We start from the raw sequence: 21,399 nt of genomic DNA on the forward strand, positions 1-21,399 counted from the left end.
TTTTTTATTCATGTAAATGCAAAAAGCCAGGCATGCCTGGCTTTTAATTTTTTTGAACGCTAGATTAGTCTTCTACAACCTCATTGTTAGGCCCTATCTCTTCTTTTACTTCTTCTTTGAAGTATGTTTTCTGAAAAATAAGTATAACGATCACGCCTACAGAGATAGCTGCGTCAGCGACGTTAAATACGGGTCTGAAGAAGATATAATCTTCACCTCCCCATATCGGTACCCATTTAGGAAATATTCCTTCCAGTATCGGGAAGTAGAACATATCTACTACTCTACCATGAAACAAAGTAGAATAACCATATATTTTCCCATACAATACAGAATCGATGATGTTTCCCAACGCTCCTGCAAAAATTAATGCCACATTGATTATCAGCCCTCTATGGTATTTATTTTTAATCAGATAGTACAATCCATAACCGATTCCCGCAACAGCAGCGATTCTGAATAGTGATAGCGCAAGTTTTCCAAACTCACCACCAAATTCCATCCCGAAAGCCATGCCGTTATTTTCGGTAAAATGTATAATGAACCAGTTACCAATAATTTTAAATTCCTGTCCAATGTACATATTGGTCTTAATCCAGGTCTTTAATATCTGGTCTGCCAGCAGTACCAGGAAAATAACCAGTAAAGGTTTAGTATAGCCTTTCATTATGCTTGTTTCAATTTAGCTTCCATACTTAGCGTAGCATGAGGTACCGCGCGCAAACGTTCTTTTTGAATCAGTTTGCCTGTTTCACGGCAAATGCCATAAGTTTTATTTTCAATACGAACCAGTGCAGCTTCCAGGTTATCAATGAATTTTTTCTGACGGGCAGCTAATTGATTCAATTGTTCTTTCTCCATTGTAGCAGATCCGTCTTCCAGGGTTTTGTATGCACCTGAAGTATCTTCTGTTCCATGAGAATTTGGGCTGCTCAAAGAACTGGTTAGTGAAAGAAATTCTTCTCTTGCCATACGAAGTTTATCCTGGATCAGCTCCTTAAATTCTTGAAGCTCATTGTCTGAGTAACGTGTTTTTGTAGGTTTTTCCATAATTAGTTATTGTTTTGCAATCGAAATTTGTAGTTCAACATCATCGATTGCTATTTTGTTTCCGTTAATAATCTCTACTGCCAGATCAAACTGGTCAGCCAAAATTTCTGCGCAAATGTAGGCTTTATTCTGCGCTACAGCAGAGGCAATCAAATTATGATTTTGTAAACTCACCGTAATGCGGTCAGTCACTTCAAAATTTAATTCCTTTCTTAAATTCTGTATTCTATTGATCAGTTCTCTTGACAGGCCTTCTTGTTTCAACTCATCAGTAATTGTAACATCCAGCGCCACTGTCAGATTTCCTAAATTGGTCACCTGCCAGCCTGGAATATCCTCAGCTATGATTTCTACATCTTCCAGCAGAATTACATAATCTGTATCAGGAACAAGATACCGGCCTTCTGCTTCAAAAGCAGTCAGCTCTTCCTGACTCATGTTACTTACTTTTTCTGCTACAGACTTCATGTCTTTGCCTACCTTAGGTCCTAAAGCCTTAAAATTAGGTTTTATTTTTTTCTTGATAAAGCCGGCAGCATCAGTAATATACTCAATGTCCCTGATATTCGTTTCGGACAAAATAATGTCTTTAACCAGTTCTATCCTTTCCTGGAAAGTTTTATCTAATACAGGGATCAATATCTTTGCAAGGGGCTGACGTACATTGATACCGGATTTTTTTCTCAATGACAGCACCATTGATGAAATGTGCTGTGCCATCTCCATGCGTTCGTTCAGTTCTGTGTCAATCAGCGAAACATCTCCTTCTTTCCATAGACTCAGATGTACGGATTGTTCTGCACCTTCGGTTTTTGTGGCGGTCAGATTCTGGTATAACCAGTCAGCAAAGAAAGGGGCGATTGGCGACATCAGTTGTGAAATGCTCATCAGACAAGTATACAGGGTTTCATATGCTGCTTTTTTATCTTCAGTCATTTCACCCTTCCAGAAACGGCGGCGTGATAAACGGATGTACCAGTTGCTTAGATGTTCATCAACAAAAGTCTGTATCGCTCTCGCTGCTTTAGTAGGCTCATAAGTATTCAGACTTTCATCAACCTCATTGATTAAGTTCTGCAATAAAGATAAGATCCATCTGTCCAGCTCACTGCGCTGCGACACCGGGGTCTCATTTTGCTCATCAATCTCAAACTGATCAATATTCGCATATAAGGCGAAGAATGCATAAGTATTGTAAAGTGTACCAAAAAATTTACGGCGTACTTCGTCCAGTCCCTCTGTATTAAATTTCAGGTTATCCCATGGAGAAGCATTACTGATCATATACCATCTGGTCGCATCAGCACTATAGGTATCTATCGTATGGAACGGATCAACACCATTACCTAAACGCTTAGACATTTTATTGCCGTTTTTATCCAGTACTAAACCGTTCGAGACTACGTTTTTATACGCAATGCCCTTATTCCCGATACGCTCATTGATCGCTTTAATTTCATCACTGGTTTCACTCAGCATGACTGCTATAGCATGTAATGTAAAAAACCATCCGCGGGTCTGGTCAACACCTTCTGCAATAAAATCTGCAGGATAAGCATTCTCAAACTCTTCTTTATTTTCGAATGGGAAATGCCATTGTGCATAAGGCATAGCGCCACTATCAAACCATACATCGATCAGGTCCAGCTCACGTACCATTTTTTCACCAGTTGCAGAAACCAGGATAACGTCATCCACAAATGGACGGTGCATATCTTTCAATTCGAAAGACGCTTCCATAAAGCCGGCTTCGACAGATTTTTTGATCTCTGCATTCAGTTCTGCGATAGAGCCGATACATTTTTCTTCTGTACCGTCTGCCGTTCTCCAGATCGGAAGAGGGGTGCCCCAGTAGCGTGACCGCGATAAGTTCCAGTCCACCAGGTTTTCCAGCCAGTTGCCAAAACGACCTGTTCCTGTAGCCTCAGGTTTCCAGTTAATGGTTTTGTTCAAAGCTACCATTTTCTCTTTTACAGCAGTGGTTTTGATAAACCAGCTATCAAGCGGGTAGTATAAAATAGGTTTGTCAGTTCTCCAGCAATGTGGATAACTGTGTTCATATTTTTTTACGTCGAATGCCTTATTGTCTTCCTTTAATTTAATAGCGATTAATACGTCAGTCGACTTAAAATCTGCCGCCTTACGTTCTTCGTCACTATAATATTCTTCTTTCACATAGTAACCTGCAAAGTCGGTTACTTCGTCAACAAATTTACCTTGTTTATTTACCAGTGGCAATTCATTACCCTGATCATCAGTAACCATTACTGCCGGTACGCCACTTTCTTTGGCTACACGAAAATCGTCCGCACCAAAAACTGACGCGATATGCACAATACCGGTACCATCTTCAGTCGTTACGTAGTCCGCAGGAATAACACGGAAGGCTTTCTCTTCCAGTTCTGCATTAGTTACATAACTCAATAACTGATGATATTTTAATCCTACAAGTGCTTTACCCGGGAATTCAGCAGCAATTGTCCATGGAATCAGTTTATCTCCACCTTTGTAATCTTCAAAAGAAAGATCCTGAGCATCACTTTTAAAGTGTTTTCCAACTAGATCTTTTGCCAATATCACACTTACAGGTAAGAACGTATACTGATTAAACGTCTTTATTTTCACATAGCTGATCTTTTCACCGACTGCCAGTGCTCCGTTAGAAGGCAATGTCCATGGCGTAGTTGTCCAGGCGATAAAAGCTGTCTGTTCTTCATCACGCTCAAAAACTGAAGATATCAGTGCATGCTGCTGATCCCTTTTAAGGAAAAACTGTGCAGTAATTGATGTGTCCTTTAACATTTTGTAGGTGCCGGGCTGATTTAATTCGTGAGAACTTAAACCGGTTCCGGCAGCCGGAGAATAAGGCTGAACAGTATATCCTTTATATAAAAGTCCTTTATCGTAGAATGTTTTTAAGATCCACCACAGGGACTCTATATATTCGTTTTCGTAAGTGATATACGGTTTTTCAAGATCTACCCAGTAACCCATTTTTTCCGTCAGGTCATTCCAGATGTCTGTGTAACGCATTACTTCTTCACGACAGGCAGCATTATATTCCTCAACGGTAATTTTTACACCGATGTCAATTTTAGTAATGCCGAGTTTTTTCTCTACAGCAAGCTCAATAGGTAAGCCGTGTGTATCCCATCCTCCTTTGCGTTTCACCTGGAAACCTTTTAGGGTTTTATAGCGACAGAAAATATCCTTAATTGCACGTGCCATCACATGGTGAATTCCAGGCATGCCATTAGCTGAAGGCGGTCCTTCATAAAAAGTAAACGGGTTGGCTTTTGAACGCGTAGAAATACTCTTTTCAAATATGTTTTCCGCTTTCCAAAATTCCAGTATCTCTTTACCTATTTTCGGTAGTTCTAATTGTTTAAATTCCCTATACATCAATCCAGTATCTTAAAAAAAATAAGGATGCAAAGTTACGGATTAAGAATGGAAAAAGATAAAAAGTGGTGAATTCATTAGCCATCAAAAAATAAAAATTTCGTGAATAGTCAAATATGACAATTCTGCCTGCATAGACTATTGGTTTGATTTTTGTTGTTCTTTCTTAAATTAAAGTTAAGAGCTAACAATCTCAAGATCATGATAAAAGTATTAAAACTTCAAAAGGCAGTAATAGCTATAATTCTGGGCGTTTTAGGCATAATTGCTTACGTGATCATGAGTGCCAATGATATACAATGGGGGAAGTACGTTCTTGAAGCGTCTGGTTTACTGTTTATGTTGGGCGCTTTACTATTTTTGTATCCTATCCTGTTTGCCAGGAAGGATAAGGATGGTTGTGTAGAACTTGATCCGGAAGCCGTTGTTGATGCTCCTGCAGAGAAATCAGAAAGTCAGGCCTAATCCATTGAGGATTCCTGAGGATTTATAGTTAACAAAAAAAGAGCGCCTGGCGCTCTTTTTTTGTTAACGGAATTATCATCTACCAGAATTTCACGTATAAAGCTGTGATAATTAGTAGGGTTAATACAATGAGTGCAAGTGTGGACGGGTTAACTTTAAACATCGTTTTATCCAGTTCAAAAGCTTTAGGATTTATTTTTGGTCCGGCTAAACTCATGGCAATCATGATCACCATTGTGAACCCAAAGGATAGACCCATGCAAATGTGGAATGGAATTTCATATCCTCCGGCACCATTTGGATAGGCAGTATACAATATTGTATTGTGTCCTAATACCGAAGGTGCGAATTCATTAAAGAAAACAGAGAAGATAAATCCTGCCAGTACACCCACAATAGCCGCTGCTCCGGTAGTTCTTTTCCAGAACATTCCTAAAAAGAACATCGCAAATACACCGGGACTAATAAAGCCGGTGTACTTTTGGATATAGGTAAACCCACCTACACCGCCTATGCCGAGCGTATCGTTCCAGGTGAATAAAACTGCCAGGATCATCCCTGCGAATACCGTAGCCTTTCCTACAAAGAGCAGGTTGGTCTCATTACCTCCCTTATTAAAATACTTAGAGTAGATATCCAGCGTAAAAATTGTGGAGATACTGTTCACTTTACCAGCAAGGGATGCTACAATTGCTGCCGTTAAGGCAGCTACTGATAATCCTTTCAATCCTGTTGGCAGGAAGGTCAGCATGGCAGAATAAGCACCATCTTTTCCACCTGTCAGCTGTGGTAAATGCCCGCCCTTATACAATACATAAGCAGCGATACCAGGTAACATTACAATCAGCGGCATCATTAATTTTAACAAACCAGCAAATAAAATTCCTGTTCTTGCTGTATGCAGGTCTGCTCCCAATGCTCTTTGTGTGATGTACTGATTACAGCCCCAGTAGTTAAGGTTAATGATCCATATACCTGCAACATAAGATGCCAGTCCCGGGAAAGTCAGATATTTGCTGATCTCATTTTGTGAGGAATTAGCATTAGGCTTAGGGATGATCATTTTGAAATGTTCCGGAGCCTGTTCCATCAGTACATTAAAGCCAGCGATCGCATTACTGCCTACGCCGAATTTTTGTCCTACCACTGTAAGGGCAATATAGGTAGTCATTAACCCTCCAAAGATCAGTACTGCAACCTGTATTACATCTGTATACGCTACCACTTTCATCCCGCCCAAAGAGATCAGTAAAGCGAAAACTGCGAGGCAGATCATGATGATATGCAGATACTCGCCACCCATTAAACCGTTGATGGCTACTGCACCCAGGTACAAGATAGAAGTAAGGTTCACGAATACATACAAGAAGAGCCAGAAAACGGCCATGATCATTGCTACCGTGTCATTATACCTGTTCTGCAGGAACTGGGGCATCGTGTATATCTTATTTTTGAGATATACAGGAATGAACCATACTGCTACAATAATCAGGGCAATTGCAGCAATCCACTCATAAGCAGCAACGGCAATACCGAGGAAAAAACCTTCGCCGCTCATCCCTATAAATTGTTCTGCAGAGATATTGGATGCAATTAATGAAGCACCGATTGCCCACCACGTTAAGGTGCCTTCTGCCAGAAAGAATGCTTTAGCATCCTGTTCATCTTTTTTTCGCTTGTGGTAGATGGAGTATCCATATCCGGCAACAACAAGGAAATAGATGATAAAAACTACATAGTCTGTAGTCGCTAAACTATTATTCATAATTTAAATATTTGGTTAGATTTGGAATGGTGTTTTAGTGATTATTGATTTGATAATAAACTTCGTTCCATTTCAGCTCATTGCGGAACTGGTTAATGTTGGTGTTATTGTCGATTCCAACATATTCTATTCCTGCAATATCTGCAAAATCTGTCAAATGTTCAGCTGTTAAATTCTGACTGTAGCAGGTGTGGTGTGCTCCACCGGCATAGATCCACGCTGCACATCCTGTTTTCATATCCGGCTGCGGTTTCCATAATACCCGTGCAACAGGTAATTTCGGTAAATCCTCATTAGATTCCACGCCATCCACTACATTGACCAGCATTCGGAACCTGTTTCCCATATCTACGATGGATGCATTTAAAGCCGGGCCATTTGCTGCATTAAAGATCAGCCTTACAGGATCTGCTTTTCCTCCTATCCCAAGGGGATGTATTTCGCATTTGATTGGTCCTTTGGCCAATGCTGCATCAACTTCCAGCATATGAGAACCTAAAACAAAAGAATTGTCTGGCGTGAAATTATAGGTGTAATCTTCCATAAATGCATTAGCTCCTTCCAGACCGCTGCCCATTACTTTCATAGTGCGTACCAAAGCTGCTGTTTTCCAGTCGCCTTCTCCTGCGAAACCGTATCCATCGCTCATTAAACGTTGCACGGCAATACCCGGTAGTTGTGCCATCCCATGCAGATCTTCAAATGTATCTGAGAAGCCTTTGAAGTTCCCGTTTTCCAGAAAATTACGGAGTCCGATTTCGATTTTTGCTGCTTCCCTTAATGAAGCATGTTGTGCACCACCCTTAATTAAAGTTTCTGCTAAAATATAGCTGTCGGCATATTCTTTAACCAGTTTGTCGATATCAGCATCTGCAGTCTGATTAATCACTGCTACCAGGTCGCCGATTCCGTAAGTATTGCAGGAGAATCCAAATTTAATTTCAGCCTCTACTTTATCACCTTCGGTTACCGCCACGTTACGCATATTGTCTCCAAAACGGGCAAATTTAGCACCTTGCATATCAAACCATCCAGCTGCTGCTCTTAACCAGGTATTTACGCCTTCGCGTACCTGCGGATCTTCCCAGTGGCCGGCAATTACCTTTCTGTTGATACGCATTCTTGACATAATGAAACCAAATTCACGGTCTCCATGAGCACTCTGGTTCAGGTTCATAAAATCCATATCCATTGTACTCCATGGGATATCACGATTAAACTGCGTATGTAAATGCAATAGTGGTTTTTGCAGAGTTTTTAAACCACCGATCCACATTTTTGCAGGTGAGAACGTATGCATCCAGGCAATAATACCAATACAGTTTTCTGCATTGTTTGCCTGCTGACAGATCGCATATATTTCCTCGTGAGTTTTCACAGTAGGCTTGAAGACGATCTTAACCGGAATCTGCGGTGAGTCGTCCAATGCTTTTGCGATCTGCTGGGAATGTTCGGCAACTTGTCTTAAAGTTTCTTCTCCGTATAAATGCTGGCTTCCGGTAATAAACCAGGCTTCGAATTGTTTGAGGTTGGTTGTCATAGTTTCTATTTATTGGCCGTAATAGGAATCAACACCGTGTTTCCTGTCATAATGTTTTTTAATTAATGCATCTTTCATTGGTCGTACTTCCCTGTTAATCTGTTCGGTCAGAAAAGCCATTTTAGCCAGTTCTTCTACAACAGCGCTGTTATAAACTGCTTTGTCTGCCGTTTTGCCCCAGGTAAAAGGCGCATGGTTTCCTACCAGTATCATTTCTACTTCAGTATAACTTAAACCTGATTCTTTTAAATGATCTATGATCTGAAAACCAGTTTCGTACTCATAATTCCCTTTTATCTTCTCATCGCTCATCGGTGGCGCACAAGGAATACTGGCAGTGGTATGGTCAGCATGTGTTGTCCCGTAAACAGGAATAGACTTTAGAGATTGCGCCCAGGCAGTTCCGTAAGTGGAATGTGTATGCACAATGCCCCCTATTTCTTCCCAATGTTTGTAAAGCACTGCATGCGTTTTTGTATCAGATGACGGTCTGAGGTCGCCCTCTACTGTATTGCCATCAAAATCTACAATCACCATATTTGCGGGCGACAGTTCTTCGTAAGGAACGCCGCTGGGTTTTATAGCAAATACTTTTTTCTCCCGGTCTGCTGCACTGGCATTGCCGAAAGTAAAAAGTACCAATCCGAGTTGAGGCAGCTTCATATTGGCGGCGTAAGCTTTCTCCCTGATATCCTGATAAGTATTCATGGTTTCTTATTGTTTTTAATTGAATTCATGAGCTTGCAGGCCCGGTTATTCATGACTTGTATTTTGTTCTATATAATTTCCCAAAGATTTGTAGCGCGGATACCGGTTTGCATAATAAGCAGCATCCTCTTCGTTAGGATAGTATTCTGCATCAAAGCCACTTCCCATACCTTTCATGGCTTTTTCTACTGTCGGATAAATTCCTGCTACTACCGCAGCGAACATTGCTGCACCTAATGCGCAGGTATGTTCAAATTGATGAATCCTGATAGGCATATTCAATACGTCAGCCATCATTTGCATGATATAAGGTGATTTTTTGGCAACTCCGCCTATGCCAATGATTCCTTTAACAGGGATTCCTTCTGCTATAAAACGGTCAACTATATTTTTTGCGCCAAAACAGGTGGCTTCTGCAAGTGCCCTGAACATTCCTGGCGCGTCAGTACCCAGGTCCATATTGATTAAGGCACCTTTTAATTCCTGATTTGCATCAGGAGTTCTGCGGCCATTAAACCAGTCAATCCCAAGCTCATCGTCTTCACTTTTTGGTAAAAGTGCAGCCTGCCTGCTTAACTCGGGGATGATCTTTGCCATTAATTCTTCTTCCAGTGCTTTTGCAGTGGTGCTGTCAATTAAAGAAGATTCCTGCAGTAAATTTTTTAAGGGCCAGCTGACTATGTTTTTAAACCAGGCATAGGTATCGCCAAAAGCTGATTGTCCGGCCTCGAGTCCAAGCATACCTGGAATGACTGAACCATTTACCTGACCACAGATACCTCTGATTAATTTGCCTGAAATATCAACAGTAGGTGCTACCAGTATATCGCAGGTAGAAGTACCCATCACCTTACTCAGGTGATAAGGTTCGATTTGGCCCCCTACAGCACCCATATGTGCATCGAAAGCACCCACACCCACAACTACTGAGGTATTAAGGCCAAGTATATCAGCCCATTCCTGGCTTAAATTGCCTGCAGCCTCATCAGATGTATAGGTATCTTTATATAAACGATCAGTAAAGCCGTCAAGCAAGGGATCCAGAGAAGTGAAAAATTCGTTAGGCGGTAAGCCATCAAATTCTTCTGCCCATAAAGCTTTATGGCCCGCGGCACAGCGACTCCTTTTCATTTCTTTTACATCATTACCACCGGTTAATAAGAAAGGGATCCAGTCGCAATGTTCCACCCATGAATAACAGGCAGCTCTTACCTGTTCATCCTTACGTAAGGTTCTCAGTAGTTTTGCCCAGAACCATTCAGAAGAATAAATTCCGCCGCAATAATCAAGATAGTTGATGTCAGATGTTAAGGCATGTGCATTGATCTGTGCCGCTTCTTTTACCGCGGTATGGTCTTTCCACAATACGAACATCGCATGCGGGTTTTCCTGAAATTCAGGAAGCAGGGCCAGAGGAGTTCCGGCTGCATTTACAGCAACGGGAGTAGAACCTGTAGTGTCAACAGCTATGGCCTTAACTGCTGCTGCAATACTTTCTCCACCTGCTTTGCGAATACATTCTTTGATTGTATGTGTCAGCCCCTCTGTATAATCCAGCGGATGTTGTCTGAACTGATTAACGGCAGGATCGCAATACAATCCTTTTTGCCATCTCGGATAATTGAATACTGAAGATGCAATCTCTTCGCCATTTGTCGCGTTTACCAGGACAGAGCGAACAGAATCTGACCCATAATCCACACCTATTACGTACATATTTGGTTCCATTAAATAATTAAATGTCTAATTAACGTTTAATTATTTAGTAAATGAAATATTAGCCAAAAATATTTGTAAAATTAATGGTGTGAAGCAATTGAGGTATAATCCGGATCTTAGCTGATCAGATTCTCCGGATTGGGAATGAAATTTAAAAACGCCTGGAATTTTGCTTTGTACTTTTTCTTATCCAGCTTAAAATAAAATGCCCCTTTTTTAGAATTCGATTTGTCTTTTTCTTCCAGTTTGATCAGCAGACCGGTTGAGGTGAGTTTCCTGATGAAATTCCTGTTGTCAATCTTTGTATTGTAAACCCCTTCATATAAACTTTGCAGTTGCGGGATAGTAAATTGTTTTGGCAGTAATTCGAATAGAAGGGGATGCAGCGCTGCTTTATATCTTATTTTCTTTTTCGCAATTTCTACCATCTCCTCATGATCAAAAATCAGCTTAGGCATTTCATTAACAGGAAACCATTCTGCGTGATAGCGGTCGTTCAACTGGGTTTCGTATTTATGAATATCAATTAAGGCGAAATAAGCTACAGATACCACGCGTTCTTTAGGATCCCTTCCCGGAGTGCCGAAAGCTTGCAGCTGTTCCAGGTATACACCATCAAGACCGGTTAATTGCAGCAGAATTTTATTGGCGGCTTCATCCAGACTTTCATTTTCTTCAATAAAGCCTCCCATCAGACTCCATTTGTCTTTTTCCGGTTCAAATCCTCTTTTGATGAGCAGGATCTTTAAGTTTTCTCCATCAAATCCAAAAATGATGCAATCTACTGCAAGCAGCATCCTGGTTTCTGTCGTATAGTCGATCATTAAACTTTAATTAGGTATAGCAGATTATGCAATATATTAGATAAAAGATTTATAAGTACAAAATAATCATAAATATATTAATCGTTGTTTTGACGGTTAATGTAAAATTATCTAATTTGCCGCTGACTATTTATAAACTGTAAAGAATAATTATGAAAACGAACCACAAGATTTTTATTGCGGCACTACTAGTGTCAGGCGCACTGGCCGGTTGCAATCCTTCGGAAAAAAAAGCTGCATCTGCAGATAGCTCAACAGTTAAAACGCTGCCGGATTCGGGTGCATTTGCAGGTACAACGGATCAGAAGAAAACACATTTATTTGTATTAAAGAATAAGGATGGGGCAGAGGCTGCGATTACAAATTTTGGCGGACGCTTGGTTTCATTGCTGGTAAAAGATAATAAAGGAGCACTGGTGGATGTGGTTTTAGGGCATGACAGTCTGAAATCTTATCAGCGAAAGGAAGAGTTTTTCTTTGGTGCCCTGATCGGACGATATGGAAACAGAATTGCGAAAGGTAAATTTACACTGGATGGTAAGTCTTATCAACTGGAAGTGAATGATGGTAAAAATACATTACATGGGGGTTTCAATGGCTTTTATAAAAAAGTGTGGGAAGGTAAACAGCTCGATGACCATACGCTTGAACTGAGTTATGTGTCTAAAGATGGAGAAGGCGGCTACCCGGGCACTTTAAACGTAAAGGTGACCTATTCCCTGGAAGATGATAATTCCCTGAAAATTGCCTATAGTGCTACTACCGATAAAGCTACAGTAGTTAATTTGACTAATCATGCCTACTTTAACCTTAACGGAGCCGGAAATGCAACGATCACTGATCATTTGCTTACGCTGGAAGCGGATGAATATACACCTGTAGATACCACTTTGATTCCAACGGGAAAATTGCAGAAAGTAGCTGGTACAGCATTCGATTTTACCAAACCAAAACTGATAGGTGCCGAAATTGATGCAAATGATCCCCAGTTAAAAAATGGAAAAGGTTATGATCATAACTGGGTGTTGAGAAAAGGTACAGGATTACGTAAAGCAGCTACGCTAGAAAGTACTAAAACAGGTATTGTTATGGAGGTACTGACAGAAGAGCCGGCTATCCAGTTTTACAGTGGCAATTTCCTGACTGATCAAATGAATTATGGTAAGGGAGGTGCAACTTATGGTTACCGCTCAGCCTTATGTCTGGAAACCCAGCATTTCCCTGATTCACCCAACCAGCCATCTTTTCCTTCAACAGTATTGAAGCCTGGTCAGGAATACAAGACGGTGTCTGTTTATAAATTTTCTGTAAAAAAATAAACTCTTTGAAACAGGATGACAGTTTATTCTATTAATAGAGTGTTACCAATAAAATCTAAACATGGATTCAAATCTTAAAATCGAAGAATTAGCAATAAATACCGTTCGTACTTTATCAATTGATGGCGTACAGAAAGCAAATTCGGGTCACCCTGGTATGCCTATGGGCGCTGCTCCTATGGGGCACGTATTGTATTCACATTATATGAACTTTAATCCTAAAAACCCTGACTGGGCAAATAGAGACAGGTTTATTTTGTCTGCAGGTCATGGTTGTATGTTACAGTACAGTCTGTTGCACCTTACCGGGTTTAATGTAACTATAGACGATCTGAAAAACTTTCGCCAGCTTAACAGTAAAACTGCTGGTCACCCTGAATACGGTTTGATTGATGGGGTTGACGTAACTACTGGTCCATTGGGACAGGGCTTTGCAAATGGAGTTGGCTTTGCTATCGGACAAAAGAATTTAGCGGCAAGATACAATAAACCGGGATTTGAGCTGTTCGACTATAATATTTATGCAATTTGCAGTGATGGTGATATGATGGAAGGGGTTACTTCCGAAGCAGCTTCGCTTGCTGGTCACCTTGAACTGGGCAATATGATTTATCTTTACGATGATAACCATATTTCTATTGAAGGCAGTACCGATATCGCATTCAATGAAGATGTAGCGAAACGTTTCGAAGCTTATAACTGGCATGTGCAGACAGTAGAGGATGGCAATGATATCACGGCTATCATTAATGCCGTTCGCAATGCGAAGGCAGAGAAACAAAAGCCGTCACTCATTAAAGTACGTACACAAATTGCTTACGGTAGTCCGAATAAAGTAAATACAGCTGGTTCACATGGATCGCCATTGGGTGCAGATGAGATCAGGCTCGTTAAAGAATTTTTCGGCTTTAACCCTGATGAGTCATTTGCAGTTCCCGCGGAAGCAGCGGCCTATTATGCAGCAGCCGGTGAAAAAGGAACAAAAGCTAACCAGAAATGGGACGAACTTTTCGAACAATACAGAGCGGAGTTTCCTGAACTTGCAGCAGAATATGAATTGGCTGCATCGGGCGAGCTTCCGGCAAACTGGAAAGAATCTCTTCCTGTATTCGCCCCTTCTAAAGATAAAATGGCTACGCGTCAGGCTTCAGGAAAGGTTTTGAATGCTATAGTTGACAGTCTGCCCGGATTAATCGGTGGAGCTGCGGATTTAGCGCCTTCAACTGAGACAAACCTGAAGAAACATAATTCCTTCACTTCAGAAGACAGAAGCGGACGTAATTTTCACTTTGGTATCCGCGAGCATGCCATGGGATCAGCGTTAGTTGGTCTGGCGCTGACTAAAGGTGTAATTCCTTTTGGTGCTACCTTTCTGATGTTCTCTGAATATATGCGTCCGCCGATCCGTCTGGCCGCAATTATGAAGATCCGTCCGATTTTCGTTTACACGCATGATAGTATTGGTTTAGGAGAGGATGGAACTACACATCAGCCAGTAGAGCAATTGATTTCACTGCGTTCTATTCCAAATATCACGGTGATCCGACCCGCAGATGCAAATGAAACTGCACATGCATGGCGTGTTGCATTAGAGCATAAAGACGGTCCGGTAGTACTGGTATTTACGCGACAAGGTTTGCCTGTGCTTGATCAGGATAAATATGGTAAAGCTGAAGGTTTGGAAAAAGGTGCTTATATCCTGTCAGAGCCAGAAGGTCGGCCAGAACTGATTCTTATAGCTACAGGATCTGAAGTTGCACTCATTATGGATGCCCAGGCGAAACTGAAAGAAGAAGGAATTGCAGCGCGTGTAGTGAGCATGCCATCATGGGAATTATTCGAAAAACAGGATGCTGCTTATAAAGAAGAAGTGTTTCCAAAAGCAATCAGAAAACGCCTTGCTGTGGAAACAGGTTCACCATTGGGCTGGCATAAATATGTTACCGATGAGGGTGATATTATTGCAATGAATACTTTCGGAGAATCTGCACCTGCAGAAGAGCTGTATAAAGTATTTGGCTTTACGATTGACAATGTAGTGGGCAAAGCCAAAGCATTATTAGGTAAATAGTCATCTGTTCTGAAATAAAAGAAGGGGTATCTGTTCATTTCAAATGACAGATACCCCTTTTATTTAGAGATCAATTTATACTGTATGTGCGATGATACGCAGCATATTTTAGTTTACATCAAACCACAATCTGGTAGTGAGCAAATCTGCTCCCTGATGTGCAACAGCAGCTTTGTATCCTTCGGGATTTAAAGATTGCTCCGTTCCGGGATAGATAAAACGAACCGGAATCTTTCCTCCAAGCGAACCTGCAACCGCAGGAGTAAGTACTGGATAGTCAAGCCTCCTCCATTCTGAGAAGGCTTCTAAACCCTGCCCGAATAGTGCAATCCATTTCTGCTCGCCAATTGATTTTTTATAATTTGCGGCATCATACTTTACAGCAGGCAAATCCTGGTATGCAGCAATCTGCGTGGTATTCGAAATTCCATACTGCAGAAAAGAAGCTTCAATAGCGAGGTTATATAAGGTAGCCGGGTTCTCGCTGGTAAATCCTCTTGCCGCAGCTTCTGCACGGTCAAATAATACTTCAGCATAACTGATAATTACAGCCGGAGCTTTTGGCGCTGTAAAATAAGCACCAGGCTTGGATGTACTTGTCAGCAGTTTAGAAGCATCACCTGCTAGTAAACCATTCTGTAAACCTGTATATAATTGGGTAGCTGATGCTTTGGCTGCATAGACAGGTAAGCGGGGATCATTCAGTGTAACCAGCTTATCCACAATCGTATTACTGATTCTGTAATCATCTCTTGTATCAAAAAGGTTGCTGATCGGATTCTGATTTGGAGAATCTGAATAAACCAATTGTGCATTTTCTGCAGTTGCATTGATGTAGCCGGTTCCTTCCGCTTGTATTTCTGCAATCGTCTGCCTGGCTGTTTCTGGTTCACGGTCTGCAATGCGTAAGGCAATCCTTAAGCGAAGTGAGTTAGCCAGTTTTTTCCATGATACAATTGTATTGTTATAAATAATATCTCCGGCAATTGCCTTTCCTGCAGGATCAAGTAAGGACTGTGCTGCTTTTAGATCTGCAAGCACACCCAGATAAACATCCTTTTGCGCATCATATTTTGGCGTAAGGTATTGATCAATATTTCCCGCTTGTGAATAGGGAATGTCACCATAGGCGTCGGTCAGTAGGCTGAAGACCCAGGAGCGAAGAACCAGTGCTACCCCTTTGTAGTTTGGATTTGATTGTGCGTCAGCAAGTTTAATCAGCTGATTCAGATTCACCACACCCTTACTGAAACCTTCCGTCCATAAGTCCTGAAAATCTGAATTCGCATAGATATACCGGTCCGGATCCGTGTACTGTACTTTTGCCCAATGCTGTACAAACAACAGGCTTGAATTCATATTATTGGTTGTTCCCCAATAGGTATCTGAAGAACTTTTAATCGCACCTGTTAACAGATAATCAGGTTGCGCTTTTTCAGCTGCATTTGGGTTGATATTCGTTTCGTCTAATGTTTTCTTGCATGAACTCAATGCCAGCAGAAAAATACCTGATAAGAAAAGGGATATATGTTTTGTCTTCATGATTTTAGAATTTGAAATTAAGGTTGAAACCAAGGGAGCGTACAGAAGGTAGACCCAGATCTTCCAGACCTTGTCCGTTACCAGTGTTAAACGCAGTTTCCGGATCAATATTAGGGACATCTTTATGTATAATAAAGAGGTTCCTGCCTACTAAGGATATGGCTGCACTTTGTATACCAAGCGATTTGATCCACTGTGCCGGCAGGGTATAACCCAGTTTTACTTCTCTTAGTTTCACATAAGTTGCACTGTATACAAAAGCCTCGTCTGCATTGGTAAAGCCTTTGTAATATTGTTGTGCAGGTAAAATAGTGGTGTTTGCTGTACCATCTGCCAGAACTCCCTGGAATACCATTCCGTCATCGTATACGGTAGCTCCTGCTGGTGCAGCAGTACCAGGAGAAAGTCCTATTGCTTTACCAGCTGTGTTATTTCCTGCATAGTAGTAATTCAATCCTCCATTTTCTGCACCGCGTCCCGGCAGGGTGGAGGCAAGTACACCGGTGTAAGTACCTGTCCGGTTCGTATTGGAATAAATTTTACCACCTACATGGGCATCTACCAGCACACTCAGATTAATTCCTTTATAAGCGAAGCTGTTTGTAATTCCACCAATCCAGTCAGGCGTATATTTTCCAAGAATCTGTTTACTTGCACTGATAGTTGGTGTTCCGTCTGCTTTTACAATAATCTCACCAGCAGCATCTCTCACAAATGCAGTTCCAAATAGGGTACCGTAAGGCTGGCCGACTGTTGCCAAAACTTGTACTGTTCTGTTAGTACCCAAAACAAAGCTTTGGACATTCTCATAGAGTGATTTTACTTCTGAACGGTTTCTTGAATAGTTAAGACTGATATCCCAGGTAAAATCCTTTGTTTTGATTGGTGATACGCCCAGTTGTGCTTCAAGACCTTTGTTATTAATTGTTCCGCCATTAACTAATTTTTGGCTATATCCTGTTGAGGGACTGACATCCAGGTTTAGAATCTGGTCCACACTGTTTGTATTGTACACACCAATATCCGCATGAACCCTATTGTTAAATAGGCCAACTTCTATACCTGCTTCTGCAGACTTGGTTGTTTCAGGTTTCAGGTTTGGATTGAGGTTTACCTTATTGAGTAACTGTTGCGGATTGCCATTAAATGGCGCTTTGAAATCATATGTATTGATCAATTGATAAGGGGTAGCATCTTTTCCTACTTTAGACCAGCCACCGCGGATTTTAGCGAAACTAAGGGTATTACTTTTGATGTCAAATGCTTCAGTAAGAATAAAACTTCCGTTTACCGAAGGATAAAAATAAGAGCGGTTTTTTGCCGGCAGGGTAGTGGACCAGTCATTTCTGGCAGTTAAATTCAGGTAAGCATAATTTCTGAAACCCAATTGTGCAGAACTGAATGCACTATATACTTTTTGTTTGGTATAAACATTAGAAGAGATCAGTGCATCGCGGGAATTACTTAAAGTATATAACCCGTTAACGGCAAGCTTGGAGGCCAGCTGATCATTATTTTCTAAAGTTGTGGTCCTGATATTTCCACCCGCAAGGATATCCAGATTGAAATCATCATTCAGTTTCCTGCTGAAATCCAGGCGGCCTTCTGTATTGTTTTCATTAAATGTATAGGCATCTTCTTCATAGGAGCCAAAAGGTGTACCATTGGTACCATAGGCTACCTTGATTTTTCTGCGGTCTGTATAGTAGTCATTCCCGGTTCTGAAATTAGCTGATAAACCATCAATGATCTTATAGTTTAATTCAGCACTTCCTATAAACCTGTTACGAACCTGCCCTACAGTGTTTTCATAAGCAATAAAATAAGGGTTGCTGTAATAACTGTTGTTCCAGTTGATGTTATTTCCATTCTCATCCTGATAGTTTTTCAACTGATCAATATCTACCTGACGACCAAACCAGGTAAACTGAAGCATGGTGCTACTTGCTCTTTTTCCTCCGGCACCAGGAAGATTGGCTGCATTGCTGCTGATATAGTTAGCTAATGCGTTGAAAGTAAGTTTAGGCGTAATCTTGTAAGAAGTATTCAGCATAAAAGAGTTTTTCGACTGCGAAGAGTTCGGAATTACACCTTTCTGATCTGTATTGTTATAAGAAAAACGCAGGTCGTACTTATCGCCGGAACCTGATATGGCAATGCCATTATTCAAAGTACGTCCCGTATCGAAAAAATCGCGCACATTATCCGGATGCGCTACAAACGGTACTGCTACACCATTCGAAAAGAATTGTGTAATCAGTCTTCCATCCAATCTTGGTCCCCAGCTTTCATCCACGCCATCGTTGATACTGCCAACTCCATCTTTACCATTAACGTATTTAAACTGACCATTCAGTCCCTGTCCGTATGAGTTCTGGTAATCTGGTAAAGTCAGTAAAGTAGAAAATGTAGCATTGGAATTTACGCTGATGCCTAAGCCTTTGGTATTTTTACCTTTCTTGGTAGTGATCAGAATTACCCCGGCAGCGGCTCTTGAACCATATAAGGCTGCTGCATTCGGCCCCTTTAAGACCGTCATGCTTTCTATATCTTCAGCGTTGACATCAGAAATTGTATTGGCAAAATCCCTTGATCCGGCGTTGCCCAGGTTCTGTGTATTGTCTACCGGAATACCATCAATCACAAACAAAGGCTGGTTATTTCCTGAAATGGAAGTTTCCCCACGAATGATAATTCTGGAAGAACCCATGTCACCCTGACTATTGGTGGTTTGCACTCCGGCGATCTTTCCTGATAAAGCATTCACCAGATTGGCTTCTTTAGCTTCAGAAATATCTTTTGATTTCAGTTCCTGAATGGTATATCCTAAAGATTTTTTCTCTTTAGAAATGTTTAATGCCGTAACGACTACTTCACTAAGTGCATTAGCTGCTTCAGCCAGCTGAACGTTAAGTGCAGTTTTTTCTGCAGTTACCCTGATCTCCTGAGTACCAAATCCAATTGAGATAATTCTCAGAATATCATTCGGATTTGCAGTAATACTGAATTTACCATTCACATCGGTTTGCGTACCCGTGGTGCTACCTTTAATATTGATACTTACCCCGGGCAGGGGAAGTCCGTTTGATTTCTCGGTTACCGTACCGGAAATTTTAACAGACTGCGCTACCGCCGTCTGAAAAATTAAAAAGGATAAGACAATCCCTAATAAGTATTTGTAAGTTTTGGACATAATTTTAATGAATTAAATTTTGGGTACATCAATTCCATGACTAACATCGCTATGTTTCCCTAGCGGCTAATCTTAAGATATAATGAAAGAATATTTGGGGTGTTTGTGTTTACTGGATTAACAGCAATATAGACGGCACATATGCATGAGATGGAGACTATTCGTATGTCTGCCAAAAGAGGGAGAGCTGTTGCTCAGTTTTAATTTCTTACTGTCTGTTTTCATTGCTTGTTTAATTGATACGTTATTGAATTGTATTTCATGTAATCAGTCATCAATGATTAATCTGCTTACTCAGAACTACTGCTTATCTTCTCTGCATTTTGCGGATAAGGTTAGCACCTTTTACTAATGTATAGGTTGCTAAGACTTCAAAGGGCCTTTCCCTCGGTCTTTCTGGATAAGTAAAAAATCAATGAACGTCTAATTCTTTGGCAAAGATATCAATTATCTACTAAATCTATAGTATTTATGTCTTTATTTGTTTTTCTGAGATTGGGGAGACAATTGATCACATAGCTCTAATTGAAAGGGGGGGTAATTTTAAGGGAATATGAACGCAAACGCAAAAAAACTCCAGTAGGACTGCTCGTATGATGATGAGGCCTACCGGAGTGATCAGGTTTTATTCTTCAGCGGAGCCGGCCGACATAGATTGCAGGTAAAAAGCGCCTTTTGTGACTATTTTCACATTTTCAGCGAGTTGATGAAGTGGATTGATCTGTATAAACCCTAATTCAGTTACACCTGTTCTTACCTCTGTTTTTACAAAATTTACAGCCGGCTTACTTTCTGCTGTTACTACAAAAATGTATTCTTTACCTTCCGAACGGATCACTGCATCAACTGGTACGGCCGGTTTTAGTTCTGTTCCCACGCTGATTAATGCGGTCACATACATCCCTGGTATCAAATTCTGATGTGCTGTATTCTTAATTACGGCATGTACAATTACACCCTTGCTTTCATTTTCAAATGACTTATTGATTCCATTTATGGTTCCGCGGATTTGCTGATTCTCCTGGTTGGTCAACATGAAATCTACTGACTGACCAATTTTTACCTTCATCAGGTCTTTCTCAAAAACGATCAGGTCACAATGGATCTTTGAATTATCTACTACTTCCATAATAGACGTTCCTGGTTGGACAAATGCACCAGTATTAGCCGTTATTTGTCCGACAGTACCACTAATTGGAGATAACAGTGGAAATTGTGAGATAATATTTCCTCCTGATATTTTTCCGATAGCAATGCCCATCTGACGCAACTGACTTTCAAATGCTGAAATACGTGCCCGCTCGGAATTGTAGTTTGCTGCGGCCGACTGATAAAATTTTCCTGTTCCGGCGCCTGCAGCTTTTAACTGCTTCTGCCGCTCGTATTCTGCCGCTACATAGCTGAAGTTATTTTTTGCAGTCAGATACTCCTGCTGAATTCTGATCAGATCCTGATTCTCAATTGTTGCGAGTACCTGTCCCTTTCTGACCTGCTGGCCTTCCAGCACGGTAATCTTCCGGATTATTCCACCAGATAGCACACTTACGTCTGCTTTATTCTGCGGGGGTACAGCAAGCTGTCCATTTGCTTTAACAATGGTATTCAGATTCTTTTGTTCTATCTCACCGATACTAATGCCCACGGATTGCATCTGCTCGTTTGTAAGTGATAAAGCGGTTGTTTTATCTTCTTCCGCTGGTTGCTGTTTTTCCTTACCTTCATCAGAAGTCCCGCCCGAACAAGAAAGGAAAAATAGGACAGAGAAGATAAAGAAGACGGATTTATATTTTATGAATTTCAT

Annotated in this window: 14 protein-coding genes and 1 riboswitch; of the genes, 3 read left to right on the forward strand and 11 right to left on the reverse strand. The window is 41.0% G+C overall.

All coding sequences use genetic code 11. From position 1 onward, the window contains the following. Positions 1–64: 64 nt before the first annotated feature. Genes OQX62_RS02385 through ileS form a run of 3 tightly spaced genes read right to left on the reverse strand, consistent with a single transcriptional unit; the run spans position 65 to position 4,452 of the window. The gene (locus OQX62_RS02385) at positions 65–667 is read right to left on the reverse strand and encodes a lipoprotein signal peptidase (protein WP_265829795.1); all 603 of its coding nucleotides are present in this window, start codon (positions 665–667) and stop codon (positions 65–67) included. Further along, positions 667–1,050, reverse strand: a complete 384-nt coding sequence (locus tag OQX62_RS02390; RefSeq protein ID WP_265829796.1) for a TraR/DksA family transcriptional regulator — start codon at positions 1,048–1,050, stop codon at positions 667–669. Before OQX62_RS02390 ends, OQX62_RS02385 begins: the two co-directional genes overlap by 1 nt. A 6-nt stretch (positions 1,051–1,056) precedes the next feature. Continuing rightward, positions 1,057–4,452, reverse strand: coding sequence for an isoleucine--tRNA ligase (gene ileS / locus OQX62_RS02395; RefSeq protein WP_265829797.1), 3,396 nt, complete (start codon positions 4,450–4,452; stop codon positions 1,057–1,059). A gap of 201 nt (positions 4,453–4,653) precedes the next feature. Between ileS and OQX62_RS02400 the strand changes: the two genes are divergently transcribed. Further along, positions 4,654–4,917, forward strand: coding sequence for an isoleucyl-tRNA synthetase (locus tag OQX62_RS02400; RefSeq protein ID WP_265829798.1), 264 nt, complete (start codon positions 4,654–4,656; stop codon positions 4,915–4,917). Between the two features lie 79 nt (positions 4,918–4,996). Here the strand turns inward: OQX62_RS02400 and OQX62_RS02405 are convergent, their stop codons facing one another. From OQX62_RS02405 to OQX62_RS02425, 5 genes are all read right to left on the reverse strand, one after another. Beyond that, positions 4,997–6,682, reverse strand: a complete 1,686-nt coding sequence (locus OQX62_RS02405; protein WP_265829799.1) for a sodium:solute symporter family transporter — start codon at positions 6,680–6,682, stop codon at positions 4,997–4,999. Positions 6,683–6,716: 34 nt separating this feature from the next. Beyond that, positions 6,717–8,222, reverse strand: a complete 1,506-nt coding sequence (gene araA / locus OQX62_RS02410) for an L-arabinose isomerase (RefSeq protein WP_265829800.1) — start codon at positions 8,220–8,222, stop codon at positions 6,717–6,719. Positions 8,223–8,231: 9 nt separating this feature from the next. After that, entirely contained in the window at positions 8,232–8,930 is a 699-nt protein-coding gene (locus OQX62_RS02415) for an L-ribulose-5-phosphate 4-epimerase (RefSeq protein ID WP_265829801.1), read from the reverse strand. Positions 8,931–8,975: 45 nt separating this feature from the next. Next, on the reverse strand, positions 8,976–10,658 hold the full coding sequence (locus tag OQX62_RS02420; RefSeq protein ID WP_265829803.1) for a ribulokinase: 1,683 nt from the start codon (positions 10,656–10,658) through the stop codon (positions 8,976–8,978). A 107-nt stretch (positions 10,659–10,765) separates the two neighbouring features. Next, complete coding sequence (locus OQX62_RS02425; RefSeq protein ID WP_265829804.1) at positions 10,766–11,473, reverse strand: NUDIX hydrolase; 708 nt, start codon at positions 11,471–11,473, stop codon at positions 10,766–10,768. A gap of 152 nt (positions 11,474–11,625) precedes the next feature. Between OQX62_RS02425 and OQX62_RS02430 the strand changes: the two genes are divergently transcribed. Beyond that, positions 11,626–12,792: an aldose epimerase family protein gene (locus tag OQX62_RS02430; RefSeq protein WP_265829805.1), complete on the forward strand. Its 1,167-nt coding sequence runs from the start codon at positions 11,626–11,628 to the stop codon at positions 12,790–12,792. 61 nt (positions 12,793–12,853) lie between these two features. Then, positions 12,854–14,863, forward strand: a complete 2,010-nt coding sequence (tkt, locus tag OQX62_RS02435; RefSeq protein WP_265829806.1) for a transketolase — start codon at positions 12,854–12,856, stop codon at positions 14,861–14,863. A gap of 108 nt (positions 14,864–14,971) precedes the next feature. Here the strand turns inward: tkt and OQX62_RS02440 are convergent, their stop codons facing one another. The 3 genes from OQX62_RS02440 to OQX62_RS02450 all read right to left on the reverse strand — a co-directional run bounded on the left by OQX62_RS02440 (position 14,972) and on the right by OQX62_RS02450 (position 21,399). Continuing rightward, positions 14,972–16,405 (reverse strand): SusD/RagB family nutrient-binding outer membrane lipoprotein, encoded by a 1,434-nt coding sequence (locus OQX62_RS02440; protein WP_265829807.1) that lies wholly within the window; start codon positions 16,403–16,405, stop codon positions 14,972–14,974. A gap of 4 nt (positions 16,406–16,409) precedes the next feature. Then, positions 16,410–19,598 (reverse strand): SusC/RagA family TonB-linked outer membrane protein, encoded by a 3,189-nt coding sequence (locus OQX62_RS02445; protein WP_265829809.1) that lies wholly within the window; start codon positions 19,596–19,598, stop codon positions 16,410–16,412. A 304-nt stretch (positions 19,599–19,902) separates the two neighbouring features. Continuing rightward, a riboswitch (SAM riboswitch) is annotated at positions 19,903–20,005 on the reverse strand. 218 nt (positions 20,006–20,223) lie between these two features. Next, positions 20,224–21,399, reverse strand: coding sequence for an efflux RND transporter periplasmic adaptor subunit (locus OQX62_RS02450; protein ID WP_265829811.1), 1,176 nt, complete (start codon positions 21,397–21,399; stop codon positions 20,224–20,226).

It is taken from the genome of Pedobacter sp. MR2016-24 (genome assembly GCF_026239655.1).
GTDB lineage: Bacteria > Bacteroidota > Bacteroidia > Sphingobacteriales > Sphingobacteriaceae > Pedobacter.

Excerpts from the sequence above, each read along its gene's own strand:
- araA (WP_265829800.1), bottom strand. The coding sequence starts at position 8,222 with ATGACAACCAACCTCAAACAATTCGAAGCCTGGTTTATTACCGGAAGC.
- OQX62_RS02450 (WP_265829811.1), bottom strand. The coding sequence starts at position 21,399 with ATGAAATTCATAAAATATAAATCCGTCTTCTTTATCTTCTCTGTCCTA.
- OQX62_RS02390 (WP_265829796.1), bottom strand. The coding sequence starts at position 1,050 with ATGGAAAAACCTACAAAAACACGTTACTCAGACAATGAGCTTCAAGAA.
- OQX62_RS02430 (WP_265829805.1), top strand. The coding sequence starts at position 11,626 with ATGAAAACGAACCACAAGATTTTTATTGCGGCACTACTAGTGTCAGGC.
- ileS (WP_265829797.1), bottom strand. The coding sequence starts at position 4,452 with ATGTATAGGGAATTTAAACAATTAGAACTACCGAAAATAGGTAAAGAG.
- OQX62_RS02415 (WP_265829801.1), bottom strand. The coding sequence starts at position 8,930 with ATGAATACTTATCAGGATATCAGGGAGAAAGCTTACGCCGCCAATATG.
- tkt (WP_265829806.1), top strand. The coding sequence starts at position 12,854 with ATGGATTCAAATCTTAAAATCGAAGAATTAGCAATAAATACCGTTCGT.
- OQX62_RS02385 (WP_265829795.1), bottom strand. The coding sequence starts at position 667 with ATGAAAGGCTATACTAAACCTTTACTGGTTATTTTCCTGGTACTGCTG.
- OQX62_RS02405 (WP_265829799.1), bottom strand. The coding sequence starts at position 6,682 with ATGAATAATAGTTTAGCGACTACAGACTATGTAGTTTTTATCATCTAT.
- OQX62_RS02400 (WP_265829798.1), top strand. The coding sequence starts at position 4,654 with ATGATAAAAGTATTAAAACTTCAAAAGGCAGTAATAGCTATAATTCTG.
- OQX62_RS02425 (WP_265829804.1), bottom strand. The coding sequence starts at position 11,473 with ATGATCGACTATACGACAGAAACCAGGATGCTGCTTGCAGTAGATTGC.
- OQX62_RS02445 (WP_265829809.1), bottom strand. The coding sequence starts at position 19,598 with ATGTCCAAAACTTACAAATACTTATTAGGGATTGTCTTATCCTTTTTA.
- OQX62_RS02420 (WP_265829803.1), bottom strand. The coding sequence starts at position 10,658 with ATGGAACCAAATATGTACGTAATAGGTGTGGATTATGGGTCAGATTCT.
- OQX62_RS02440 (WP_265829807.1), bottom strand. The coding sequence starts at position 16,405 with ATGAAGACAAAACATATATCCCTTTTCTTATCAGGTATTTTTCTGCTG.